Annotated in this window: 18 protein-coding genes and 2 tRNA genes; 9 read left to right on the forward strand and 11 right to left on the reverse strand. The window is 40.3% G+C overall.

Going from position 1 to position 20730, the window contains the following annotated elements:
• Window positions 1-49 precede the first annotated feature (49 nt).
• Together ACHLI0_RS02300 and ACHLI0_RS02305 are read left to right on the forward strand one after the other, a co-directional pair.
• Window positions 50-1147, forward strand: coding sequence for an HU domain-containing protein (locus ACHLI0_RS02300; protein ID WP_011107471.1), 1098 nt, complete (start codon window positions 50-52; stop codon window positions 1145-1147).
• A 15-nt stretch (window positions 1148-1162) separates the two neighbouring features.
• Window positions 1163-1696 carry an FHA domain-containing protein gene (locus tag ACHLI0_RS02305; protein ID WP_011107470.1) on the forward strand — a complete coding sequence of 178 codons (534 nt, stop codon included), beginning with the start codon at window positions 1163-1165 and terminating at the stop codon, window positions 1694-1696.
• A gap of 117 nt (window positions 1697-1813) precedes the next feature.
• Here ACHLI0_RS02305 and ACHLI0_RS02310 read toward each other — a convergent pair whose 3' ends face one another.
• On the reverse strand, window positions 1814-3253 hold the full coding sequence (locus ACHLI0_RS02310; protein ID WP_061473266.1) for a tagaturonate reductase: 1440 nt from the start codon (window positions 3251-3253) through the stop codon (window positions 1814-1816).
• A 26-nt stretch (window positions 3254-3279) separates the two neighbouring features.
• Window positions 3280-4347, reverse strand: coding sequence for a LacI family DNA-binding transcriptional regulator (locus ACHLI0_RS02315; RefSeq protein WP_061473267.1), 1068 nt, complete (start codon window positions 4345-4347; stop codon window positions 3280-3282).
• A 199-nt stretch (window positions 4348-4546) separates the two neighbouring features.
• Between ACHLI0_RS02315 and uxaC the strand changes: the two genes are divergently transcribed.
• Window positions 4547-5953: a glucuronate isomerase gene (gene uxaC, locus ACHLI0_RS02320; RefSeq protein WP_008765680.1), complete on the forward strand. Its 1407-nt coding sequence runs from the start codon at window positions 4547-4549 to the stop codon at window positions 5951-5953.
• 864 nt (window positions 5954-6817) lie between these two features.
• On the opposite strand, the gene ACHLI0_RS02325 is transcribed toward uxaC, so the two are convergent.
• From ACHLI0_RS02325 to ACHLI0_RS02340, 4 genes are all read right to left on the reverse strand, one after another.
• Window positions 6818-6890, reverse strand: a tRNA-Lys gene (locus tag ACHLI0_RS02325).
• A 31-nt stretch (window positions 6891-6921) separates the two neighbouring features.
• Window positions 6922-6994: transfer RNA gene (locus ACHLI0_RS02330), tRNA-Lys, on the reverse strand.
• Between the two features lie 89 nt (window positions 6995-7083).
• Complete coding sequence (locus ACHLI0_RS02335; protein ID WP_008761509.1) at window positions 7084-7887, reverse strand: MBL fold metallo-hydrolase; 804 nt, start codon at window positions 7885-7887, stop codon at window positions 7084-7086.
• Between the two features lie 83 nt (window positions 7888-7970).
• Window positions 7971-9359 (reverse strand): peptide MFS transporter, encoded by a 1389-nt coding sequence (locus tag ACHLI0_RS02340; protein WP_225700607.1) that lies wholly within the window; start codon window positions 9357-9359, stop codon window positions 7971-7973.
• Between the two features lie 105 nt (window positions 9360-9464).
• Between ACHLI0_RS02340 and ACHLI0_RS02345 the strand changes: the two genes are divergently transcribed.
• Complete coding sequence (locus ACHLI0_RS02345; RefSeq protein ID WP_008761508.1) at window positions 9465-9884, forward strand: BT0820 family HAD-type phosphatase; 420 nt, start codon at window positions 9465-9467, stop codon at window positions 9882-9884.
• Between the two features lie 111 nt (window positions 9885-9995).
• Here ACHLI0_RS02345 and ACHLI0_RS02350 read toward each other — a convergent pair whose 3' ends face one another.
• Window positions 9996-10244, reverse strand: a complete 249-nt coding sequence (locus ACHLI0_RS02350) for a DUF6965 family protein (RefSeq protein WP_011107467.1) — start codon at window positions 10242-10244, stop codon at window positions 9996-9998.
• A 301-nt stretch (window positions 10245-10545) separates the two neighbouring features.
• Here ACHLI0_RS02350 and ACHLI0_RS02355 point away from each other — a divergent pair, with 301 nt between their 5' ends.
• The 4 genes from ACHLI0_RS02355 (at window position 10546) to ACHLI0_RS02370 (ending at window position 15140) form a co-directional block, all read left to right on the forward strand.
• Complete coding sequence (locus tag ACHLI0_RS02355; protein ID WP_490748356.1) at window positions 10546-13272, forward strand: hybrid sensor histidine kinase/response regulator; 2727 nt, start codon at window positions 10546-10548, stop codon at window positions 13270-13272.
• Between the two features lie 171 nt (window positions 13273-13443).
• Complete coding sequence (locus tag ACHLI0_RS02360) at window positions 13444-13878, forward strand: copper resistance protein NlpE (RefSeq protein ID WP_011107465.1); 435 nt, start codon at window positions 13444-13446, stop codon at window positions 13876-13878.
• Between the two features lie 167 nt (window positions 13879-14045).
• Window positions 14046-14483, forward strand: a complete 438-nt coding sequence (locus ACHLI0_RS02365) for a DoxX family protein (RefSeq protein ID WP_011107464.1) — start codon at window positions 14046-14048, stop codon at window positions 14481-14483.
• 105 nt (window positions 14484-14588) lie between these two features.
• The gene (locus ACHLI0_RS02370; protein ID WP_008765673.1) at window positions 14589-15140 is read left to right on the forward strand and encodes a DUF3332 domain-containing protein; all 552 of its coding nucleotides are present in this window, start codon (window positions 14589-14591) and stop codon (window positions 15138-15140) included.
• Window positions 15141-15215: 75 nt separating this feature from the next.
• Here ACHLI0_RS02370 and tamL read toward each other — a convergent pair whose 3' ends face one another.
• The 3 genes from tamL to ACHLI0_RS02385 form a co-directional block, all read right to left on the reverse strand.
• Window positions 15216-17534, reverse strand: a complete 2319-nt coding sequence (gene tamL / locus ACHLI0_RS02375; protein WP_490748357.1) for a translocation and assembly module lipoprotein TamL — start codon at window positions 17532-17534, stop codon at window positions 15216-15218.
• A 211-nt stretch (window positions 17535-17745) separates the two neighbouring features.
• Window positions 17746-19077, reverse strand: coding sequence for a M56 family metallopeptidase (locus ACHLI0_RS02380; RefSeq protein WP_258972841.1), 1332 nt, complete (start codon window positions 19075-19077; stop codon window positions 17746-17748).
• A 12-nt stretch (window positions 19078-19089) separates the two neighbouring features.
• On the reverse strand, window positions 19090-19452 hold the full coding sequence (locus ACHLI0_RS02385; RefSeq protein ID WP_008761500.1) for a BlaI/MecI/CopY family transcriptional regulator: 363 nt from the start codon (window positions 19450-19452) through the stop codon (window positions 19090-19092).
• Between the two features lie 191 nt (window positions 19453-19643).
• On the opposite strand from ACHLI0_RS02385, the gene ACHLI0_RS02390 reads away from it, so the two are divergent.
• Window positions 19644-20402, forward strand: coding sequence for a TrmH family RNA methyltransferase (locus tag ACHLI0_RS02390; protein ID WP_490748358.1), 759 nt, complete (start codon window positions 19644-19646; stop codon window positions 20400-20402).
• Here the strand turns inward: ACHLI0_RS02390 and ACHLI0_RS02395 are convergent.
• Entirely contained in the window at window positions 20353-20730 is a 378-nt protein-coding gene (locus tag ACHLI0_RS02395; protein WP_490748359.1) for a hypothetical protein, read from the reverse strand. The genes ACHLI0_RS02390 and ACHLI0_RS02395 overlap by 50 nt on opposite strands.

A 20730-nucleotide genomic window follows, 5' to 3' on the forward strand; every position in this document is an offset into this window, starting at 1 on the left:
TTTTCGAAGTTTTCTGGGATATATTCAATTAATCTCTTAATTTTGCACTATGATTGAATTAGCACAACACATAGAGGCTCTGTTGTTAGAGAACGATTGCGTAATCGTTCCTAATTTTGGCGGATTCGTAGCACACTACGCTCCCGCAACCTATGTAAAAGAAGAAAATCTTTTTTTACCTCCTACCCGTATCATCGGTTTCAATTCTCAGCTTAAACTGAATGACGGCGTGTTGGTACAGTCCTATATGTCTGCGCATGACACCAGTTTTGCCGATGCTACCCGTATGGTGGAGAAAGAAGTGAACGCCTTCGTCGAGATTCTTCATGAAGAAGGTAAAGCCGATTTGGAAAACGTGGGTGAAATCCGTTATAACATTTACGGGAACTACGAATTCACTCCTTATGATCATAAGATAACGACTCCTTCATTATATGGATTGGATTCTTTTGAGATGCGTGAGCTCTCTGCGTTGCAGCGAAAAGAAAGAATACTGGTACCTGCCAGTCTGACGAAAGAAAAGAAAACGTATGAAATCAGCATCAGCCGTACCCTTCTTCGTAATGCTGCGGCAATGATTGCCGTTATCGTTATGTTCTTCGCATTCTCTACTCCTGTAGAAAATACGTATGTCGAGAAGAACAATTATGCCCAGTTGCTGCCTGCCGAGCTTTTTGAGCAAATAGAAAAACAATCGGTTGCAGTCACTCCTGTTTCTGTAGAAACAAAGCATAATCAAAAGAATGCGACTGGTCAGACGAAGAAAGTTACCGCTGATAAAGCCAGAACTTCAAGACCTATCGCTGTCAAAGAAGTCAAGGTTGCCAAGCAGGAAACAACACCGGCCGCACCGACAGCAACAATACCGACTACAACCGCAGTGACAACTCCGGTTGCACCCGCAGTTCAGCCACAGGCCAATCATCCCTTTCACATTATCGTAGCAGGAGGAATCGGTCTGAAAGATGCTGAAGCAATGGCAGAACAATTAAAGGCAAAAGGATTTGCCGAAGCGAAAGCCTTGAACAGCGATGGCAAAGTACGTGTCAGCATCCGTTCATTCGGAAATCGCGAAGAAGCTACCAAACAACTACTGGAGCTTAGAAAAAACGAAACTTATAAGAATGCCTGGTTACTGGCAAAATAAATCCCCTTTTGAAACATGAAACGAGTTCTTTGTCCTAAATGTGAGAATTACCTTTTTTTTGATGAAACCAAATACAGCGAAGGTCAATCGCTTGTATTCGAATGCGAACATTGTGGCAAACAATTCAGCATCCGTCTCGGAAAAAGCAAAGTAAAAGCCCTTAGAAAGGAAGAGAACCTGGAAGAAGAAGCGGAGGTTCATAAAGAAGAATTCGGTTATATTACGGTTATTGAAAACGTGTTTGGTTTCAAACAAGTACTTCCGTTGCAAGAAGGTGATAATGTGATAGGCCGTCGTTGCGTGGGTACCGTTATCAATACTCCGATCGAAAGCGGTGACATGAGTATGGACAGACGCCACTGCATCATTAATGTGAAGCGTAACAAACAGGGAAAGCTTGTCTACACATTACGGGACGCCCCCAGCCTCACAGGTACCTTTCTCATGAATGAGATTCTGGGAGATAAAGACCGCGTCCGCATGGAAGACGGAGCAATCGTAACTATCGGAGCTACCACATTCATTCTTCATACAGCTGAAGCTGAATAGAAAGAAAACTGTTTTTCTCCTTTCTATCAGAACTATCTTTGATATCATATATACACATAAAAACAGCGTCACCATTCACAACGAACAGTGACGCTGTTTTTATATGATATTACTTACTTAAAGGATACCCTTTACCGTTTCAAGCATACCTTTCTCCTGAATAGAATCCAGATCAGCCTTTACAGCTGCTGCCAGTCCCGGAATCTTATTCAAATCTTCGCCCCAGATAAACTCTGCTGCCAGTACACCTTCGGTAACCTTCTTCGTGCAACCGGTAGCCCAAAGCTCTTTCAGCAAGTTCATGATTTCAGGAGCATCGTTCGGTACAATTTCAGCCCCGTCTGCACGTACACCACCTTTATAATAAGTGATAATAGCAGCCAATCCGAGTACCAGTCCTTTCGGCAGTTCCCCTTTACGTTCCAGATAAGTCTTCAATCCCGGAAGATCACGAGTTTCATATTTCGGGAATGAGTTAAGCATAATGCTTGTTACCGCATGATCGACGAACGGATTGTTGAAACGTTCCAATACATCCTCTGCAAACTTCTTCAGTTCCTCTTTCGGAAGATTCAATGTCTCCATCAATTCATCAAACATCACTTTATGAATATACTTGCCGATTACCTCATGTTGGCAAGCATCACGCACGATATTCACACCCGACAAGTATGCTACCGGAGAAAGAACCGTGTGAGGACCATTGAGCAAAGTTACTTTGCGTTCGTGATAAGGAGCTTCCGACGGAACAAACAACACATTCAGCCCTGCCTTATCAGCCGGGAATTCTTTTGCCACTTCCTGCGGAGCTTCAATTACCCACAGGTGGAAGATTTCAGCCTGCACAACAAGGTTATCATCGTACTGTATCTTTTCCTTGATAGCAGCAATATCCTTGCGAGGGAATCCCGGAACGATACGGTCTACCAATGTCGCATATACTCCGCAAGCTTCCTCAAACCAAGTCTTGAATTCATTGCCAAGATTCCACAGGTCGATATACTGATAAATCGTTTCTTTCAGCTTGTGGCCATTCAGGAAGATCAGTTCGCAAGGGAAAATGATCAGACCTTTCGTCTTGTCACCGTTGAATGTTTTAAAACGATGATACAGCAATTGAGTCAGCTTGCCCGGATAAGATGAAGCGGGAGCATCTTCCAGTTTGCAAGTCGGATCAAAGGCGATTCCGGCTTCTGTAGTGTTCGAGATAACAAAGCGCATTTCCGGTTGTTCAGCCAGCTTCATAAACTCGTCATTCTGCGTATAAGGATTCAATGCGCGACTGATTACATCAATCATTGTCAAGCTGTTAACCACTTCTCCTTTATCCAATCCTTGAAGGTTAACATGATACAAATCATCTTGTGCATTCAGCATATCGACCATACCTTTATCAATCGGTTGAACCACTACCACACTGCTGTTGAAGTCAGTCTTCTGGTTCATGTTGTAAATAATCCAATCTACAAATGCACGTAAAAAGTTACCTTCGCCAAATTGGATAATGCGCTCCAGACGTTGTACTTTAGGAGCTGTTTCTTTGTTTAATGCTTTCATGTTAGTTGTAATTTATAAAGTTGATATTATACAAATTCGAAATAAAAATCAATATTTTCCTTTATCATAATGTCGATAGGCATGTACTTTACCGGTTCAACGGATTTCTTGAAAACGACGTGGTCGCAAAGAGCTTTTACGCCACAATATCCCTGCAGCCCCGGACGTTGTCCGATCAGATAATGCACATCACCGGATTTCAGCAATTCCACGTTTGCTTTCAGAAGGTCATATCCTATCAACCCCTTCATGCTTCGTCCCGCACTACGGAGATATTCGCCCAGCTGATAAACTCTGGAATTGAATACGACCCCCAACGTAGCTTTCGGATGCAGCCGGAAAAATTCATCCAATGTCTTTTGATTATTTTCCTGATTAGACTTGTTCAGTACCACTTCATGAATCACCAACTCTTCATACTCTTCGGTGATAAAGCTCATAAATCCTGCCAAACGCCGTTGCATCTGTATTTCTGCCGGACTGTTCTTATTATTGCTCAAGAACAAAACCAGCTCCTGCCCCTCACCGGCCTGATAGTTGCGCATTAATATTTTGGCGGCAATGTATCCGCTTTTATAAGAGTCCTGTCCGATATAGGTCAGTGCGTTCGCTTCCTCCATATTGAAGTCAATGAATGCATAAGCTATTTTTTTAGCTTGCAGATAGTCTGTCAAAGCCAATGTCTCATTTCTGAAGTTCGGAGCAATCAGTACAGCATCGACATTACTTTCTTCAACCCTGCGACACACTTCCTGATAACTGTCCTTGTCCCCTTGATGGTAACAAAGATAATCCACACTCACATTGAAAGGACGCAATTCCTGACGTGCCCGCTCGATGCCTCCCACTACCGAATGCCAGTAGTCGTGCTCTATATAATAAGGTATCAGACAAACGAAAGAATATTTCTTCTTGGCAGCCAGTCCGATAGCAAATACATTAGGCTGGTAGTGAATTTCATCCAATACCTTTTGTACTTTAGCCTTGCTTTGAGGAGATACGTCGCCGCGATTGTGCAGCACTCTGTCAACCGTTCCGGCGGAAACACCCGCCATACGGGCAATGTCTTTGATGGTATAGTTCTGGTCCTCCATAGTGCTAAAACTTAAATATTATAAATAATCGCTGCAAATATACGAATTATTTTGTTACTCCAAGTAAATTTTCTATTTTTGTGTTCGATAACGGTTAATAAAACTAAAACGAAGATTTACACCTATTAGCTTTAAAATCAATACTATATAGGTATAAATGCAGAAAGTAATAATTTTATATACTAAAAACACAGTAACAATGAAGAACTTCATGGATGAAAACTTCTTGCTGCAGACAGAAACTGCACAAAAGTTGTATCACGAGCATGCGGCTAAAATGCCGATTATTGACTACCACTGTCATCTAATCCCCCAAATGGTAGCTGACGACTACAAGTTTAAATCACTGACTGAAATCTGGTTGGGTGGCGACCATTACAAATGGCGTGCAATGCGTACAAATGGCGTAGACGAACGCTATTGTACAGGAAAAGATACCACAGACTGGGAAAAGTTCGAAAAATGGGCTGAAACCGTTCCTTATACCTTCCGCAACCCGTTGTATCATTGGACACACCTGGAATTGAAGACTGCTTTCGGCATCGACAAGATTTTAAGCCCCAAGACTGCACGCGAGATTTACGACGAGTGTAACGAGAAGTTGGCTCAGCCAGAATACTCAGCTCGCGGAATGATGCGTCGTTACCACGTGGAAGTAGTATGTACTACGGACGATCCGATTGATTCTCTGGAATATCATATCCAGACACGCGAAAGCGGTTTTGAAATCAAAATGTTGCCTACCTGGCGCCCGGACAAGGCAATGGCAGTAGAAGTTCCTGCCGACTTCCGCGCTTATGTAGAAAAACTGTCTGCAGTAAGCGGCGTGACAATCTCCAATTTCGACGATATGATTGCGGCTCTCCGCAAACGTCATGACTTCTTCGCCGAACAGGGCTGCCGCTTGTCCGACCACGGTATCGAAGAGTTCTATGCAGAAGATTACACCGACGCAGAAATCAAAGCTATATTTAATAAGGTATATGGCGGAGCTGAATTGACTAAAGAAGAAATTCTGAAATTCAAGTCTGCTATGTTGGTAATCTTCGGAGAAATGGACTGGGAAAAAGGATGGACTCAGCAGTTCCACTACGGTGCTATCCGTAACAACAATACGAAGATGTTCAAATTGTTAGGACCCGATACAGGCTTCGACTCTATCGGCGAATTTACAACAGCCAAGGCAATGTCTAAATTCCTCGACCGCCTGAACGTTAACGGCAAGTTGACCAAGACAATCCTTTATAACCTGAATCCTTGCGCCAATGAAGTGATTGCCACTATGCTGGGCAACTTCCAGGATGGCTCGATAGCCGGCAAGATTCAGTTCGGTTCCGGATGGTGGTTCCTCGACCAGAAAGATGGTATGGAAAAACAAATGAACGCGTTGTCAGTACTTGGACTTTTGAGCCGTTTCGTAGGTATGCTGACAGACTCCCGTTCATTCCTTTCCTATCCACGCCACGAATACTTCCGCCGTACATTATGTAATTTGGTAGGACGTGATGTGGAGAACGGAGAAATTCCGGTATCTGAAATGGATCGCGTAAATCAGATGATCGAAGACATCAGCTACAACAATGCCAAGAACTTCTTCAAATTCTAAAACAAGAATTACTAAATAGTAATACCGCTGTCGGGGCACGATGCTCCACAGCGGTATTTTTTTTTAAAACTAACGTTCCTCTCCTTGTAGTTTCATATACGATTCTATTGTCACTTGTCACCTTTTATAGTTAAAGAGTTAGTAATCAATAAAATAGTGGTGACAATAAGCGGTGATAATAAGGTGATAATAGAATTTATATGAATTCATTTATCACCTTCTATTATCACCCATATTTCCTACTACACTGATTACCAACATTTAAACAGAAACTAACATCTTTTTCTCTTTATCACAGAGAACTGTATTTTCGACCCGAGAATTGTATTTTCACCCCCTTTTTGCCTTCTATAATTCCTATTAATCCATTATTTCTCCCTCCAGTCAACAACAAAATTTTATTTGCTAAAGCATTAAACGATGCTTCTTTGGCCTCCTAAGAGATTTTAGATGGCATGTATAATAGTTAAAGCCGGTATACCTAATACATCAACAAGCCTTGATTAATACATTTTGCAGGATATATGCTCTCGTTTTACGTACGTGAAACATTCAGACTACGCACGTGATCCCATCAGCCCACGTACATGAACCGATGGGATCACGTACCTGAAACTTGTTCTTATTGCTTTCAAAAGACATTAACTTAGCATACAAAAGGGATTAATCAACGAAGCATAGACTATTAAACCAGGCAGGTCTGATTAAATCGGCAAGCATCTTTCGGGCTAAGGAGCAACAAGTCCCGAAGAGTAGGCTCAAATTGAGTTGAAGAGTAGTCCTCACAAGATTTACAACTGATCCCTTACAAGGCAGTTCATATAAACAAAAAAAGAAGTAACTAAGTTACTTCTTCATTCTTTGTACACCCTCAGGGATTCGAACCCTGGACCCACTGATTAAGAGTCAGTTGCTCTACCAACTGAGCTAAGAGTGCAACATTTTTTTATATTGCAACTTTGGATTTGTACACCCTCAGGGATTCGAACCCTGGACCCACTGATTAAGAGTCAGTTGCTCTACCAACTGAGCTAAGAGTGCTTATTTCCTCGTTTGCGGTTGCAAAAGTAGGTCTTTTATTTCATTTGACCAAACAATAATGCAGCTTTTTTACTATCTTTTTTTCGTTATTATTCGAACACATAAAGCTCAGAAGGCGTATTTCGCTTTAAAGCAAGTAGTTGCACATCTTTACCTACAATTACACCTTTGTTCTTTAATTTCCATTCTACCGTTTTATATGCCAGCTCCGGATGATTATTGTCTTTGCTCAGATGACACAACCAGATATAACGCAGGTGCTCGGTGATATTTTCTGCCAGGAATTCAGCAGTAGCAGAATTGCTCATGTGTCCGGTCCTGCTCATGATCCGTTCCTTCAGATATTGGGGATAAGGTCCCATTTTAAGCATTTCTTCGTCATAGTTCGCTTCCAGAATCAGATAGTTTGCCTTGCTGATATAATCTGCCGCCGTCGGAGTGATTTCCCCTAAGTCGGTTAAGAAAGAAAAGACTTTGCCGTCTATTTCTATACAATATCCTACATTATCCGTCCCGTCATGAGGAACTTCAAAAGATTCGATACGGAAATCTTCGAGCATCATAGGCACTTGCTTTTCAAGATAACGAACCGATGTGCTGAGCTTTTCCGTCATACAATAACTACGATTAATCCCCTCATGAATACGAGCCGTGGTGTAAACAGGTATATTCATCTTTTCCCCCAAATGCCCTACAGCCTTGATGTGATCCGCATGATCGTGCGTTACAAATACGGCACGTATACTTTCCATCAGAATATTGAAATCTTTCAGTGTTTTCTTGATGGTACGGATGCCGATACCGGCATCTATCAGTATTCCATAGGTATCAGTACCCAGATAATAGCAGTTCCCACTGCTGCCACTCGCCAGGCTTATAAATCTTACTTTCATGTTTTATCTTTCTTTATTAAAATGCAAAATGCCGTCAACTTTTACAGCAAAGTGACGGCAAATATACATAAAAAAGAAGATAATTACCGAGAAGATTTCTTCTTTTTGTCGATGGATTCGGTGATTTTTGCGAATAATAGCAAAGCTATAGCGGCAATCAGCCCGATAGCAGCGAAATAATACCAGATATAATGCGCATTCGCACTGGCGACCTCCCATGCCGCACGAGTTTCAAACAAGGCAGGGTCCGGACAATATTTTGTCAACAGAATACCAGCCAGCCCGAAACCGAATATAGAAGAAAGGAATGAGTGCAGATGACTGAATCCTAAATACATACCTTCCTCTCCCTTAGGAGCCTGCAGAGAGAAATACTCCAGATACCGCGGCGAAATGAAACATTCGGCAAGCGCCTGTACAACAATACCAGCCACCATCATCAGAGTAATATTGCTCATTCCTGAGATAATATCATTTCCCAATATGTTTCCACAAGCCATCAGCAATGCAGAAACAGGAATTAGGAACATACCCACATTCATCGAAGTAATCGCACTGCGCTTTGCCATCAAACGAGTGATAAAGCTGACACAACATACCACCACAAAAGGATTAACGTTCGCGATCCATCCCGGTTTGGCCGTTTCGCCTGCGAGACGGATGACGTACTTAGGCATAGTGGCATAAAGTTGCTGTTGTACCATCCAGAAGCCTGTTACGATTAAAATGAGAATCAATAAACGCCAGTTAGTCATAATCCGCATAAAGCCCTGCCCTATCTCACGCAGACTTTTTCCTTCACCTGCCGTATGAGTCGATTTATATAGCAGGATCACTGCCAGCAAGGCAATCACCGTCATCGCCCCGGAGAAATAGTTAATGTAAATATAAGCTTGTTCGCCGATCACATTTCTCAAAGGGTCGATAATTGTCTTACCCGTAAAAGCACCGACATTGACCATCATATAAAAAATAGAATAACCACGGGCGCGGGTCGCTTCCGTTGTCTCCTTAGCCACAGATGCGGAAATAATAGACTTGATAAAAGAACCTCCTATCATAAGGATAAACAGGATAGGAACGATAATCCACCGGGAAGAACTGTCCGGCAAACCATTAAACCGGGTAGTCGCACCGTAACTCACCAACCCTGCCGCTTCGAGCAATGTAGGGAATACGCCCAGCCCCAAATAACCGATAGATAATAAAGAAAAGGCAATAATCATCGACTTCCGGAAACCTATCTTATCTGCATAAGCACCCGAAAATATAGGAAGCAGATATAATCCTCCGGAGAAAAGGCCGGAAATCATACTTGCTTCGAAATCATTAAAACCTAAAATACTGGATAAATAAATAGTGAGAACGATAAAAACAGCATAATATGCCATACGTTCAAACAGTTCGACTGTGTTACTCACCCAAAAGGCTCTTGTAAAACCTTTGGCGGCACGCTGAGGGGAATTGTTCATGTAATCTCTGTTTTTTTATTAAAATGTTAATTCAGCGCAAATATACGTTTTTTTAGCTTACAGTCCGTATCTTTGTCCTAAATTACGTATTCTAAATATATCATAATGACTATAGCTGTTGATTTTGACGGAACGATTGTAGAGCATCGTTATCCACGTATTGGTGAAGAAATTCCATTTGCAGTTGAAACGCTGAAATTGTTACAACAAGAAAAGCACCGTTTAATCTTGTGGAGTGTACGCGAGGGAGAACTTCTAGACGAAGCCATAGAATGGTGCAGAGCCAGAGGACTGGAGTTTTATGCAGCCAATAAAGACTATCCGGAAGAAGAAAGAGATCATCAGGGCTTTTCCCGAAAACTGAAAGCCGATCTGTTTATAGACGACCGGAATGTCGGCGGCATTCCCGACTGGGGAATTATCTATGAAATGATAAAAGAGAAAAAGACATTTGCCGATATATACAGCCAGCAAAGAGAAGAAAATACCAGTCAGAAGAAAAAAAGAAAATGGTTGCCGTTTTAATCTCCGACGCGAAAGATCAGACTTACATCCATTAATAAAAATGCATAATGCACTCCGGGCACATCGCTTCAGAGTGCATTATGCATTTTCTGAGGAGATCTGAAACTTACATTACTCCTTTTGACCTTCCCACTTTTCTCTATATTCCCACAGTTGCTCAATGGTAGGATGAAAAGTCGGATTTTCCCAGTTTTTGGAAATCATCGAAATTAAAGACTCCAGATAAAGTTTACCATCAATGATTGAAGTACACGCATTAACCTGATACTTTTCTGTCGGGTAATTCTTTGTTTCAAGCATCTTTTTCGCCCAGCCCAACAGCTCCTGGACCGATTCTTCATCATAAGTATGTTGTGCCATATTTTTATATTTTCCTACAAAGATAAAGATAAAAACGAGAATATGCAGACCCGGACAAGCACTTTTAGTATTTCACCTTATATAATATAGATTTCCCGAGAGTGAAAAGATGCCTTTCATGCTTTCCTGGCATTAATCAAAAGCAAAGTTGTCATTCACTTTTATTAGTGTTAATTTCTTTATTCCATATTTTTATTGTATGTTTGTGAGCATATAGCTTCTTGCAGCAATCAAGAAGTTGTATAAATTAATCAATAGCAAACAAATCAGAGCATCATACATAGACAAAAACAAAGGACAAATGAACCCAAGTGAAACAGAACCTACCCAAAATGTAATGTCATCTTCAGCACCAGAAACATTCCCTTTAATAAAAGATCAACTTCTATTTGCAGAAAGTATCTACGCTTGTCTGCCAATGAGTATTGAGATCTATGATACAAATGGTATCTTGCGCAGTATCAATGAACATGCATTGCAGATGTATGGAGTCACTGATAAAACGACTGTAGTTAATATCGTCAATCTTTTTAATAGTCCTTATGTGGACGAAACTCTCAAAAATCGCATTCAGAGAGGCGAAGATATTGTTCTGGAATTCGAATACGACTTTGACCGGATAAAAGACAACGCATACTTCTCTACCCAAAATAAGAACACGATCATTTATGAAGCAAAGGTCGTTCCCCTGCGAAGCAAGGAGGGAGAAATCATCGGGCATATATTGCTTTCCAACGATGTGACTGCCATAAAAGAAGCTGAATTCCGTACGGATGAAAGCAAAAAGAATCTGGAAATGGCAATGGAAGCGGCCTCTATGTCGTCTTGGGTATATGACGTGTATAAAAAAACATTCAATCCATTACATGGAGATCCTATAGCTAAAAAAAACACGACATTAGATCAGATTCTAAATATACTGCATCCACAAGATCATGAACCTTTAATACAACTTTTATCACAACTGACCAACAAAGAAATTCTGCAAGGAAACATCACCTTACGTTTCTATAATGAAGAAGAAAAGCAATACCGCTATTATGAAAGCATGATGCGGTTATCTTTCGAACATTTTGGGAAATTGCTGATTATAGGAACCCAACTGGATATAACGGAAAGGATGCAAATGGTAAAGAAGACGCAGGAATTAATCGCCAAGCGTGAACTGGCCATGAAAGTCAGCAATATCATTCATTGGGATTTCGATGTACGGACTCAAGAGTTCGAAGCCTATAATGACCCGATCAATGATTATGCCAGTGATAAACTGGTGAGCATCCAACGATACATGGATGTTATTCATCCTGAAGACCGTTCTTCATCCTATGACGCCATACAGTCTATGCTATCAGGCAAGGAACTCACCATTAACTTCACTTGCCGTATGCAAACGAAATATGATGAATCCTGGCAATATTGTAATATCATAGGTGTTCCATTCGAGAAAGACGAATATGGCAACAACGTACGATATACCGGATTCAGACAAAATATCTCTAAACTTCATCAACTGAATGAGGAACTTGAAGAAAGAAACTACAAAATGCAGCTCACCTTCAAAACTGTAGGCATGTCTTACTGGGATTTTGAAGTAAAAAGCAAACAATTCAAAGCATTTAATGACCCCGTGAATGACTTCCATTCTGAAAATGTAATCACACCTGAAGACTATCTGCATGTCACCCACCCGGAAGACATCGAGCTGGTCCGCAACCATATTAATTATATGATTGGAGGAGCAACTAAGGATCTCAACTTCAAATTCCGATCCAAAACTAAATGGGACAAAGAATGGCAGACTCTCATTGTTACCGGCATACCAGTGGAAAGAGACAAGAAAGGCAATGTAATTCGCTACACCGGTATTAAAGTCAACAATACGAAATGGGAGAAAATGGCACAGCAACTAAAGGAACTGAAAGACAAAGCCGAACTTTCCGACCATCTGAAATCGGCTTTCCTTGCCAATATGAGTCACGAAATACGTACGCCTCTGAACGCGATCGTCGGCTTCTCCGAACTGATGGTATATTCTGAAGATCCGGCAGAAAAAGAAGAATACATGAGCATCATCCAATCCAATAATGAGTTGTTATTGCGATTGATTAATGATATCCTCGACCTTTCCAAGATTGAATCGGGAATTCTTGAATGCAAAAGAGAAACATTCAATTTAGCCAAAGTATGCAACGAACTTTATACCATGATCCAGCCAAAGATAACCAATCCGGATGTTGAGTTTCAAATGGACAATTCCGGTCCGGACTGTTGGATTTTCCTGGATAGAAGCCGGCTCAAGCAAGTATGGATGAACTATCTTACAAACGCTGTCAAATGCACCAAATCCGGATATATAAAAATGGGATACAGCATCGAAAGAGAAGGAATCCGGATCTATGTGGAAGATTCCGGAGTCGGTATCCCGGAAGAATTACAGGAACGAGTGTTTGGACGTTTCCAGAAGCTCAATGAGTTTGCCCAGGGCACCGGACTCGGACTGGCTATCTCAAGAGCTATCATTGAAGGAGCCGGAGGAGAAGTCGGATTTACTTCCACTCCCGGTATTGGATCGACTTTCTGGGCATGGATTCCTTGTGAAATCAGCACTCAGAAGGAACATACCCCAACTATTTCACTGCCATTGCAACACCAGCTTTCTTTGAACGAAATCGACAAGAAGGAACTGAAGATATTAATTGCCGAAGATAATGAAAGTAACTATTCGTTAGTGCAACATATTCTCAAAAGCTACCATCTAACCCATGTTCAAAATGGAGCTGAAGCAGTAAATAAAGTACGTGAGGAAGAGTTCGATCTTGTTCTCATGGATATGAAAATGCCTGTCATGGGAGGACTGGAAGCAACCCGCAAAATCCGTGAGTTTAATAATAGGATACCTATTATTGCACTTACAGCCAATGCTTTTGATGCTGACAGAATCAGCGCTCTTGACGCAGGATGCAATGAATTTCTTGCCAAACCATTGAAAAAAAGTCAGTTGCTTGAACTCTTCTCAAAGAAATGGTAAGTTATATGTTAACATACAATTATAAAGTTTATCTAAGTACTCTGATAGTATTGACCGTTTATAAATTCATAAATTAAGTTGTTCGGTTCTTTTTATTGCCCGGATTCAACTTATTATTTATACCTTTACGAACTATAAACTTAATTAGATAAACTATTAAAAGTAACGATCATGAAAAAAGTTATCATTCTGGCATGTTCCTGCTTTCTTTTGGCAGCATGCGGAAACAGTGCGAAAACAAACAATAGTACAAGTGCGGACAGTACAGCAACCCAAGTGGCTGATATACATAATGCCGAAACATCGCTTGATTATGAAGGGACCTATAAAGGGGTCTTTCCTGCTGCCGACTGTCCGGGCATTGAAACAACTCTGACATTAAATCCTGATAAGACGTTTACTCTTCACTCTGTATACATCGACCGGGACAGTTCATTTGATGAAAAAGGAACTTATACACTGGAAGGTAATATCCTGACTTTAAAAGAAGAAGGTGGAGAAATATCTTATTATAAAGTAGAAGAAAACAAAGTTCGTCTGTTAAACGATGACAAACAAGAAATAACGGGAGCACTTGCCGAACATTATATTCTAAACAAAGAATAGACAAGAAAATCCTGTCCTTATCAAAAGATACCGGAAACAAAGCGGCTGATCAGTCATTTTATTTCCGGTATCTTTTTTTGTTTCTATGTTTTATCGTTTTCAGAGAACAATTTCAATATTTTTTATGTTTATATAAATAAAAAGCAAACTTATAAAAAGAACGACTTATGATTTATAATTTTTTATTCCCCACAAAGCCAAATACAACAAAAGTATCCTTGTTTTTATTGGCAGTCCGCATCATTTTCGGAATATTATTAATGAACCACGGTATACAGAAATGGAGCAATTTCCAGGAGTTATCCACGGCTTTTCCTGATCCGATCGGGCTGGGCAGTTCCATATCCCTCGGTTTAGCGATCTTTGGTGAGTTGGTATGTTCAATGGGCTTCATCTTCGGCTTTCTGTACCGCTTGGCAATGATCCCGATGATTTTTACTATGATAGTTGCCTTTTTTGTCATCCATGCTAATGACGTATTTGCAGTAAAAGAATTGGCATTCATCTACTTAGTAGTATTTGTATTAATGTACATTGCCGGACCCGGTAAATTTTCCATAGATCATTTCATTGGAAACAAGTTGGCACACAACAAACGTAAATGATATAAAAACAAGAAATAATAACCTTGATTAATTTAAAAATGTTATATTTGCATCTATTAAAAAGAGAATTTATCAACATTTTATTAATCAAAAAGTAAAGTAAACATGAAAAAAAGCAAACTGACATTAGTAGCGGTTGTACTTAGTGGTAGCTTATTATTCAGCTCCTGTGTTGGATCATTTGGCTTATTCAACCGTTTAAGTTCCTGGAATCAAGGAGTCGGAAACAAATTTGTAAATGAACTTGTATTTTTAGCTTTCAACATTGTTCCGGTTTATGGCGTAGCATACCTTGCTGATGCCTTAGTAATCAACTCTATCGAATTCTGGAGTGGTTCCAACCCGATGGCTAATGTAGGCGACGTGAAGAAGGTAAAAGGAGAAAACGGTAACTATATGGTTAAAACGCTTGAAAATGGCTATTCAATCACGAAGGAAGGCGAAACAGCTTCTATGGATTTGATCTACAACAAAGAAGCTAATACCTGGAATGTAGTTGCAAACGGCGAAAGCTCTGAGTTGCTAAAGATGAATAACGACGGTACTGCTGATCTGTTCTTACCAAACGGCGAAAAAATGAACGTTACATTGGACGCTCAAGGTATGATGGCTGCCCGTCAGGCTACTATGAGCAACCTGATGTTTGCCGCTCGTTAAAAGCATATACCATAAACAAAAAGGAGATGAAACCGTACAACCAGTTTCATCTCCTTTTTTATTAGCAATGATTGATCAGAAAGGATATCCTACCGCAAAATGGAAAGCAAAATCACGACTGAACTTAGGATGGATAATCGGATAACGATCTTTCCCCTTTTCATAAACAGGATTAAGCGCCTTCATACCTCCGTCAAAACGAAGAATGAAGAAATCCAGATCCAGACGAAGCCCTAATCCGTACGCTACCGCTATTTGCTTATAGAATTTATCGAATTTAAAGACTCCTCCCGGCTGATTGTCATAATCACGAATGGTCCATATATTACCGGCGTCCACAAAGATGGCTCCCTGAAACTTCCAGAATAATTTGCTTCGATATTCAATACTGGCATCCAGCTTGATATCACCGGACTGATCCAGTAAATTGGTATTTTCATCCCTCACAAAAGAGCCCGGCCCCAAGTCACGTACCGTCCACCCGCGAACACTGTTGGCACCACCGGAAAAGTATTGTTTCTCAAACGGGATAGTCTTCGCATTCCCGTAAGGAACAGCAATGCCCATACCTATATGAAACGCAAACGAGTTACGATGATCTATCCTTATATTCTTAGAAAAGTCAAATTCTCCTTTCACATATTGTGCATATGGAATGCCCAGAATAGCATATTCCCCATCATTATTCTTACGGATATTCGTTGCTTTGGATAAAGCATACATGATATTTCCCGCTGATTCGAAATTAAAACGGATGGAATATGAATTGGAAGCAATTGTATTATTAATGATGGCACCACCAATACTATTGTAATGATAGCTATATCCCATATTAATAATCAAACGGTCCTGATAATTATACTGAAGAATATGGCTCTGCCCTTTGTTAATAAAATCATCCTTAAACCTCTCCGAAATTCTCGGCAAATAAAGGAAACCGATATTAATCAAATCGATACGATGTTGTATTTTCTGGCGTTGAGTCCACTTATAGCTCCATGAAGCCGATGCCATGGTACGTAGAAATTCGGGACGCATCTGATAATTATACTGTAATCCGAACTCTGTAGTGGCCCTAATCTTCCGTTTATAGTCCAAAGAGAGAAAAGGAAACAGGAAATTAGGAAAGTTGATACTTGTCTCCACCCCGTATTCCGTATAATTATTGTTAGAATAGCCTGCCTGAAGTCCGGAAATCACTTCATAAGCACCACGAAACTTGATCATAAAAGTCTCCGAACCGCGAAAGAGATTCCTGTTTTGAAAAGAGACGGAAGCTGCTGCTCCCAAATCACCGGCTGAATTGGTTCCTTCCAATTCAAAAGCTACCGACTTGTGTTTACTCTTGGTCAACATCACATAGCAGTCAAGCTTCGCCGTATCCCCTACCTGATTTTCAAGAAAACGGATATTGGTATATTTCAAGGCGGACAGACGTCCGAAATTGGAATAAGTCTGCTGCACATCCTGTTCATCGAACAAATCCCCCGGAGCAAAGCGAAGATTATCAGTAAGCATCTTCGGGCGTAAATAGAGTTTATCTTTATAATAAATAGGGTACCCTTTAAAATGAAGAGAATCATTGATATCCATACTGTTCAGCGCAGAAGATTGCAGGACATCATAATCCGTAATAAAGTTAATCTTATTTATCCAATATTGTTGGTGTGCTTTCACCGAATCGCTCACATGCGCTCTGTAGGCGTGCAAATGCAAGGTCAAGTCTACCTGATAAGTACCCCGAACCGTATCTGCCGTATAACCGACATAATCCTTATTGAACTTATAATAACCATTCCGAAGCAACTTGTCAGTAATTCGCTGACGCTCGGCATCCAGCACGTTCACATCAAATATCATTCCTTCTTTCAGCAGACTTTTGGCGGAATCCTGCTTCAGAAAATCAGCAATCTTAGGATCACGAATATCATATTTTAATGAATTGACAATATAAGGATCGCCGGCTGTCACCTCATAATACAGCTTGATCTTTTTCTTCTTTATTTTAGTCGAACGCTTCACTGTGGCCGCCATATAGCCCATATTACGCATTGCCTTTGTAATTTCATCCTGCGAGCGCTGCGCTTCAGTCTCACTATAGATTACAGGAGCATCCCCGATTCTTCTCAGGAACTTATTTCCCCATTTAGTAGAGTCTCGTCCTGAAAGGTTGTAAACATAAAGCTGTGTTTTGATTAAACTGAACCATTTGGCATTAGGGTTCTGTCGCACATACATTCGTAAGGAAGAAGGACGGACATTTTTCTGATCTGTATGAATCTTGACTTCATCCAGCAGATAAGAGCCATCCGGCACATACTTAGTGGCAGTGCACGAAGCGAGCGACAGAATGATAACGGCAAAAGTAAATAAGTAAAGAAATCCTTTCCTCATACAGTATCTCTATAAAAGCGGAAGCAAATATATAGGGACAAAGATAGAGCATATTTTTCGTTCGGGGAAATTATCAAAACAATAATTAATGCGACAAAAGTTCTTTTCACCACGAATTATAGAAATTTGCAAGGTATGCTTTGCTAATACCTATATATTACTGACTATGTATCCTTGCAATTATTTCTATAAATCGTGGCGAATAAGATTCCTAATTTTGTTGATTTCTGAATACAATAGGAACTGTAAACTTCACAGATACAGGCTCCCCTTTTTGCATTCCCGGCTTCCATTTTGGCATCGAATTAATCACTCGAAGAGCTTCTTTATCCAAATCCGGATCAACGCTACGTACTACTTTCGCACCAGAAATACTACCATCTTTGTTAACCACAAACTGTACAATAACACGACCCTGAATTTTATTTTCTATCGCCTTCGTCGGATACTTGATATTGCGACTCAAAAAACTCAGTAGTTCTTTCTGTCCTCCGGGGAAATCCGGCATCGTTTCCACTACTGAATAAATAGAATCACCTTTCGTCTCCGTGATCGTTATATCAACTTGAGGCTCTGCTGTTTTCTCCGGTTCAGCAGTCAACTCTATGGTATCTGCTTTTTCGGTATCAGACTGGACTTTATCCGCTTTCTTATTGGCGCAATTACTGAATAACAGCAATAATGCGGCCACTGGTATAAACATCAGATACTTACCTACCATGATGTTATGAGTTCTTTTTCTGTTTAGCATTTTAATTCGTTTTTTTAAGGGTAATACACTAAAGTTGTTATAGAAGTTTGCTGCAGCCAATGAAGTATGTTTAATTCCCAACAAATGATATTGATACGATTTCTTGTCATAGCCGGACGTCACTACTTGCTTGTCCGCCAGATACTCATGATTCATACGTATTTCACTGCGTATCAACCAGGAGAACGGATTAAACCAACATAATAATATAACCAGTTGAACCAGTATTATATCCAATGAATGCAACTCACGGACATGAGTTTGTTCATGTATCAATATCTCATTAATTTCCTTATCCGAATATTGCATCGGATTTATGAATATCCAGTGAAAGAAGGAACAGGGCTCCCCTACGTCTTCCGACTGATAAACAGGTACACCTTTCAGAGAATAGCGCTGAGAGCAGGCTAAAGAGTGATGTATTTTACTAACTTCTAAAAGATTACGCAGTAACAACATACCTATTCCCAATCCATAAATAATCCATAACCAAGTACCGGCCTGCCAGGTTGTCCCTTCAACTTCAGTTGTAGCAACGGGTACAGCTGTAGTAACCAGCACTTCCGGTAACAGTTTATTGTAAACGGTAGTAATCGTTTCTCCTATTGCATACTCGTCCGTCCAGCCTGAAAAATCAATCAATGGATAAATCAGCGAAGTCACACATATCAGCAGCAACATGATACGTCTCAGCCTGAAAAATGTATCCTTGCTGAAAGAGAGCTTATAGAATGCATATAATACAATCAAAGCTACATTTACTTTAATCAAATAGATTGCAAAAGATTCCATGCCTATCTTGATTTATGATTCTTCATCCTCAATAATATTGATTAAATCCTCGAGTTCTTTCTTGCTGATTTTACGATCGCGGACAAAAAAGGAAACCATTTCTTTGTACGAACCTGTAAAATAGTTACTTACTACTCCATTCATAAAGCTACGCTTATAGTCGCTTTCTTTCACCAGCACATGATACTGAATAGAATTCCCTAACTTGAAAGGAGACAAGAATTTCTTTTTCTCCAGATTACGGACTACAGAGGCAACACTTGTATATGGCGGTTTTGGTTCCGGCATTTCATTCACAATCTCCCGGATAAAACTCGGTCCCATTTTCCAAAAGTAAATCATCACTTCTTCCTCTTGTTGTGTCAATCTTTCCATATCGTTATCTTTTATACTGAATATCAAACTACTAATTTTAAGCAAATCTACTAAAATTAAGTAGATAATCAATTTTTATTCATACAAATATTGTTAATATGAGAAAGAATTATTTTCAAAAAACTTGTTCAACAGCCGATTTATTAAAAATATATTTATAGCTTTGCGGTAAATAAAGAAGTAAAAGAATAATGCTAAGCAAAAATAAAATAAAGTATATCCATTCACTGGAACTAAAGAAAACACGTAAAGAAGAACAAGTATTCCTAGCCGAAGGTCCTAAATTAACAGGAGATTTACTAGGACATTTCCCTTGCCGTTTTCTAGCAGCAACTTCTTCGTGGTTACAAGCGCATCCCGACATTCAAGCAAATGAAATTGCAGAAGTCTCTCAAGAAGAACTATCACGTGCCAGCCTGCTAAAAACGCCACAGCAAGTACTTGCTGTTTTCGAGCAACCGCAATATACGTTAAGTCCGGATTTCGTACGACAGTCTCTTTGCCTGGCGCTGGATGACATTCAGGACCCGGGAAACCTGGGTACGATTATCCGACTGGCGGACTGGTTCGGTATCGAACATATTATCTGCTCTCAGAATACGGTAGACGTATACAATCCCAAGACCATACAAGCCACTATGGGAGGAATTGCCCGTGTTAAGGTTCATTATACCTCTCTTCCCGAATTTATTCATTCACTCGGTGATGCTCCTGTATTCGGAACATTTTTGGATGGAGAAAACATGTACGAACAACCATTATCCACTAACGGACTGATCGTAATGGGAAATGAAGGTAACGGAATAGGAAAAGAAGTGGAAGCACTCATCAATCGAAAACTTTATATCCCCAATTATCCACAAGGAAAGGAGACCTCGGAATCTCTCAACGTGGCTATCGCTACCGCAGTAATCTGTGCCGAGTTCCGGCGACAGGTTGCATGGAAGTAAAATCAAAAGGATAAAATAAATAAGGAAACAGTACTTCTCCCCTCTTTGCAGACGCTGTGAGAGCCTCTTTAAAGCATGGGAAAGTTTGTCCTGAAACTATTGGAAGATTAAATTGAAACACTGAGATGCTTTTGCTGAACATCTCAGTGTTTTTTATTTCATTCACGGGGAGTAATGCTATCAGCCCGGGCATCCATTCAACAGACTCTATTTCTTCTGTCAACGGAAAAACATCCCGTACATATCCTTCATCAGCAATCTCTACTACTTGTTGTCTGATAAAGCCAACATCAGGCAGAAGCAAATAATGAGCGGCAAAGCGTTTCAT

It is taken from the genome of Bacteroides sp. RCH18 (assembly GCF_058231005.1).